The organism is Agrobacterium sp., assembly GCF_032092815.1.
Lineage (GTDB): Bacteria > Pseudomonadota > Alphaproteobacteria > Rhizobiales > Rhizobiaceae > Agrobacterium.
Window position 1 is genome coordinate 56,573 of sequence record NZ_DAMDBP010000024.1, and the last position, 4,553, is coordinate 61,125.

At 54.8% G+C, this 4,553-nt stretch carries 3 protein-coding genes and 1 pseudogene; 1 reads left to right on the forward strand and 3 read right to left on the reverse strand.

Annotated elements, in window-relative coordinates; all coding sequences use genetic code 11:
• Positions 1-1,179 (forward strand): UdgX family uracil-DNA binding protein (locus RT613_RS15150; RefSeq protein WP_313616596.1); only part of this gene is annotated, 1,179 nt, incomplete at its 5' end.
• A 5-nt stretch (positions 1,180-1,184) separates the two neighbouring features.
• On the opposite strand, the gene RT613_RS15155 is transcribed toward RT613_RS15150, so the two are convergent.
• The 3 genes and pseudogenes from RT613_RS15155 to RT613_RS15165 form a co-directional block, all read right to left on the reverse strand.
• Positions 1,185-2,729: an MFS transporter gene (locus tag RT613_RS15155; protein WP_313616598.1), complete on the reverse strand. Its 1,545-nt coding sequence runs from the start codon at positions 2,727-2,729 to the stop codon at positions 1,185-1,187.
• 119 nt (positions 2,730-2,848) lie between these two features.
• Entirely contained in the window at positions 2,849-3,295 is a 447-nt protein-coding gene (locus RT613_RS15160) for an SRPBCC domain-containing protein (protein WP_313616600.1), read from the reverse strand.
• A gap of 95 nt (positions 3,296-3,390) precedes the next feature.
• Positions 3,391-4,553: pseudogene (locus tag RT613_RS15165) on the reverse strand (carbamoyl phosphate synthase large subunit); the annotation flags it as partial.

Below are 4,553 nucleotides of genomic sequence, written 5' to 3' on the forward strand. Positions count from 1 at the left end.
CGCGCCTTGTTACAGTTCAAATCTGATCCTGATGTGGTGCGGGTACGGGCGATGGAAAAGTCCGTGCGCCGCGACAGCCACAAGATGACAGCCTTTGTGCGCTTCAAGGAAATGCCGCTGCCAGAGGGTGTTGCGGGACGACGGCGGTTCATTGCATGGTTCGAGCCTGATCATTTCATTGTTGAACGCAAGGCGGATTTTTTTCAGCGACGTTTTACCGATATGGACTGGTTGATCGCGACGCCCAAGGGCTCTGCGCGGTGGGACGGCGAGACGTTGCAGACGTCTCGTGATGCTGCGGAAAAGCCTGATCTTTCAGATGAAACAGACGAGCTTTGGCGCACCTATTACGCAAATATTTTCAATCCGGCGCGGTTGAAGATCAAGGCGATGACAGCGGAAATGCCGAAGAAATACTGGAAAAACCTGCCGGAAGCTGACCTTATTCCGGAGCTTATTTTGGGGGCTGAGGCGCGTGTTCTGGAGATGGCGGCGAAGGCTGCCACCGAACCGCAGCTCTTCCACCATCGCATTCAGGCCATGGCGGAAAATAGACCGGCACCAGCCTTGCCAGATGCTGACACACTTGAGGGGCTAAGGCATGGGGCAAAGACCTGCACGCTGTGTCCGCTGCATTGCGCTGCCACCCAGACGGTATTTGGTGAGGGACCGGATCATGCCGATGTGATGATCGTGGGTGAACAGCCGGGTGATCAGGAGGATCTGGCGGGGCGTCCGTTCATTGGGCCAGCCGGCAAAGTGTTTGATACGGTGCTTGCCGAAACCGGATTGTCGCGTCGTGACCTCTATGTCACCAATGCCGTCAAACATTTCAAATATGAGCCGCGGGGCAAGTCGCGTATTCACAAGCCACCTAATGTCAACGAAATCGAACATTGCCGCTGGTGGTTGACGCGTGAAATTGATCTGGTGCAGCCCAGATTGATTGTTGCGATGGGGGCCAGTGCAGTTTTTGCGCTGACCGGCATCAAAGGCAAAATCTCGGATTTACGCGGTAAAACAATGCCAATGCAGGAGGACCGGATGCTGTTTGTGACCGTGCATCCATCCTATTTGCTGCGCATTCCCGATGAAGGCAAACGGGCAGACGAAATGCAGAAGTTTCGGCAGGACATTGCCAGGGTTCAGCAATTGGCGTCACACACTCGGGCTGCCTGACGTCCTCAGTTTGACGGTAATGTTGTCTCGTCAATATGGGCCTTTGCATAGACCTTGCGGGCTATGATGGCGAGCAGCAGCAGGGTGACGGATGCCAGAAGACAGCAGACGGCGAAGCCCAGCGAGAAACCATCCCTTGCGGCGGTGAGCCAGGATGGTTCTGCTGTGCCGCCGAGTGCTTTTGCTGTTTCAACCGCACCGGCCAGCGTTCCGGAGATGGCCGCTGTCTGCTGGTCATCGAGGCCGGTCAAATCCACGTCTGACATCGCCATGCGGTAGACAACGGTGCCAAGGCTGCCAAGCAGCGCGACGCCAAGAGCGCCACCAAATTCGGAACTGGTTTCCGAAATTGCCGATGCAGATCCTGCGCGTTCTGGCGGGGCGGTGCCAACGATCAAGCCTGTGGTGGTGAGAATGACCGGTACGAAACCAAGGCCGATCAACATGCTGGCAAATAGAATACCGAGCAGGCTTTCATAATAAGCGGCAATAGCCATGACTGTGGTGCCGACAACATTGACCATCAGTCCCATCAACACGGTTTTGATAGGGCCGAAATGGTTGGTGAAGCGGTAGGCCTGGAACGACATGATGGTGAAAACTGAAGCCGAAGGAATAGACCACAGCGCAGCCTGCAAAGGCGTGAGGCCGATGACCAATTGCAGGAACAGGTTCTGATAGAGGAAGGTGCCGAATACAAAAAACACACCGGCCAGATTGACCATTAATGATGCTGTAAACGCCGGAATGCGAAACAGTTTAAGATCAATCAGCGGGTGGCTCAGGCGTTGCTGACGACGTACGAAAAACACACCGACCAACAGTCCGACTGCGACGGGCAACATTTGAATGAGTACAAAACCATCTGCCGCCATGTGTTTGAAGCCGTAAATAATCGGTAGCACCGTTGCGAGTGATAAAAGAACGCTTGGTAGATCAATGCCTTCTGCCTCATCGTTCTTGTATTCCGGCAAAATGAACGGTGCGATGACGAGGAGAAACATCATCACCGGGATATTGATCAGAAATACCGATCCCCAGTGAAAATACTCCAACAACAAACCGCCGATCAACGGGCCTATCAGGCCGCCGAGGGCAAAGGCGGCACCCCAGATGCTGATCGCCCGGTTTCTCTCCGCTTCGTTTTTGAAGATGTTGACGATGAGCGATAGGGTGGAGGGGGCGACCGTGGCACCGGCTATTCCCTGCAAGGCACGGGAAATGATCAACTGCTGTGAGGTGAAAGAAAAGGCCGCCAGTGCAGAGGCTACTCCAAAGGCAAAGGCACCGATCAGCAGCAGTTTGCGGCGACCGATCCTGTCTCCCAGCGTGCCCATGGTCACCAGAAAGCCGGCTACCATAAAGCCGTAGATATCATTGATCCACAGCAGCTCAGTGGCATTGGGGTCAAGATCGGCAACGATGGCCGGTATGGCCAGAAACAGCACCGACAAATCCATGGAGTAGATCAGACAGGCAATCGACAGGACAAACAGGCCGATCCATTCACGTTTGCTGGCTTGGTCCTGCTCCGATGTTGCATCCACCACGTTTTCTCTCCCACAGGATGGGTGAGATTTTCCTGAATTCGCAAAATTGGCAAGTATCAAAGTCAGGCTCATATCCGGCCTGCCGATCCTGCTCCGCAGATTGAGGTGGCGCTGTGAACTCACACCGCGGGTGAGATCTCCAGGAGAAGGTCTTCCAGCCTGTCGAAATTCTGTTCGTTGGCCGCTTTGATGAATTTCTGGAGTTGGAGGTTTTCTTCGGTGGCATTGAACACCATACGCCAGTTGAGACGTGTGCCTTCCATCTCGTCGGTGAGGTCTATTTCCATTGTATAGACATGTATGGGTTCGTGATGTTCAAAAACGATCCGCTGCGGAACGACAATCTCGCGAAAGGTGGAGACGTTGTGAAAATCGGTGCCGTTGGAGGCTGTCATGGTGATCTGCCATGTGCCGCCGATTCTGAAATCGAATGCGCTGATGCGGTTGGTAAAGCCGTGTGGTCCCCACCATTGTTCCAGAAGCTCGGCTTCGGAAAAGGCGCGAAACAGCGTGGTTCGATCAACGGTAAACAGTCGCTCGTTTAGAACTTCCATCTTGTCGGTCATGGTCTGTTCTTACCTTTTTCAATCGATGGCGCAAATTTTGGGCAAAAGAAAACCGGCCAACATTGCTGTTGGCCGGTCAATGGTATCACAAGGGATCAGAAGTAGCTTTGCAGCGGTCTGACTTCGAGGTTGCCAGCTTTCAGCGCTTTGATGGCAAGTGCTGCGGCCTCTGCACCAGCCATTGTGGTGTAATAAGGCACCTTCTGCATCAGCGTCGCGCGACGCAGCGACTTCGAGTCGGAGATTGCCTTGTTACTGTCAGTGGTGTTGATGACCAGCTGGACCTGACGGTTACGGATGGCATCTTCGATGTGCGGACGACCTTCCTGAACCTTGTTGATCTTTTCAGCATCAATGCCCTGTTCCGCGAGGAAACGCTGGGTGCCACCGGTTGCCAGAACCTTGAAACCGATTTCCACGAGAATGCGGATGGCTGGCAGAACACGGTCCTTGTCTTCGTCACGAACCGATACGAACACCGCGCCGGAGCGTGGCAAGTCAACGCCCGCACCAAGCTGAGACTTGGCAAAAGCCAAGGCGAAATCGGTATCGAGGCCGATGACTTCACCGGTCGAGCGCATTTCCGGTCCGAGCAGAATGTCGACGCCCGGGAAGCGGGCGAACGGGAACACGGCTTCCTTGACAGCAATGTGCTTCAGGTTGCGAGGATCTGGCTTTTCGCCGTAGGCGGCAATTGCCGGATCAAGCTTTTCGCCAGCCATGACGCGGGCTGCGATCTTGGCAATCGGTGCGCCTATGGTCTTGGCGACGAATGGCACGGTACGCGATGCACGCGGATTGACCTCGAGAACATAGATCGTTCCGTCCTTAATAGCGTACTGGACGTTCATCAGGCCGCCAACGTTCAGTGCCTTGGCAAGAGCCGTGGTCTGGCGCTCCAACTCGTCAACAATTTCCTTCGACAGCGAACGAACCGGCAGCGAGCAGGCCGAGTCACCGGAGTGAATACCGGCTTCTTCGATGTGTTCCATGATGCCGGATACGAAGACGTTTTCGCCGTCGCACAGTGCATCAACGTCCACTTCAACTGCGTTGGTCAGGTAGCTATCGAACAGCAGCGGGTTCTTGCCGAGCAGGGTGTTGATCTGTCCGGTCTTGTCATTCGGGTAACGCTGCTTGATGTCTTCCGGCACGAGACCTGGAACGGTGTCGAGCAGGTAGGACTGCAGCTGACCTTCCGAGTGGATGATCTGCATGGCGCGGCCACCCAGAACGTAGGAAGGACGAACAACCAGCG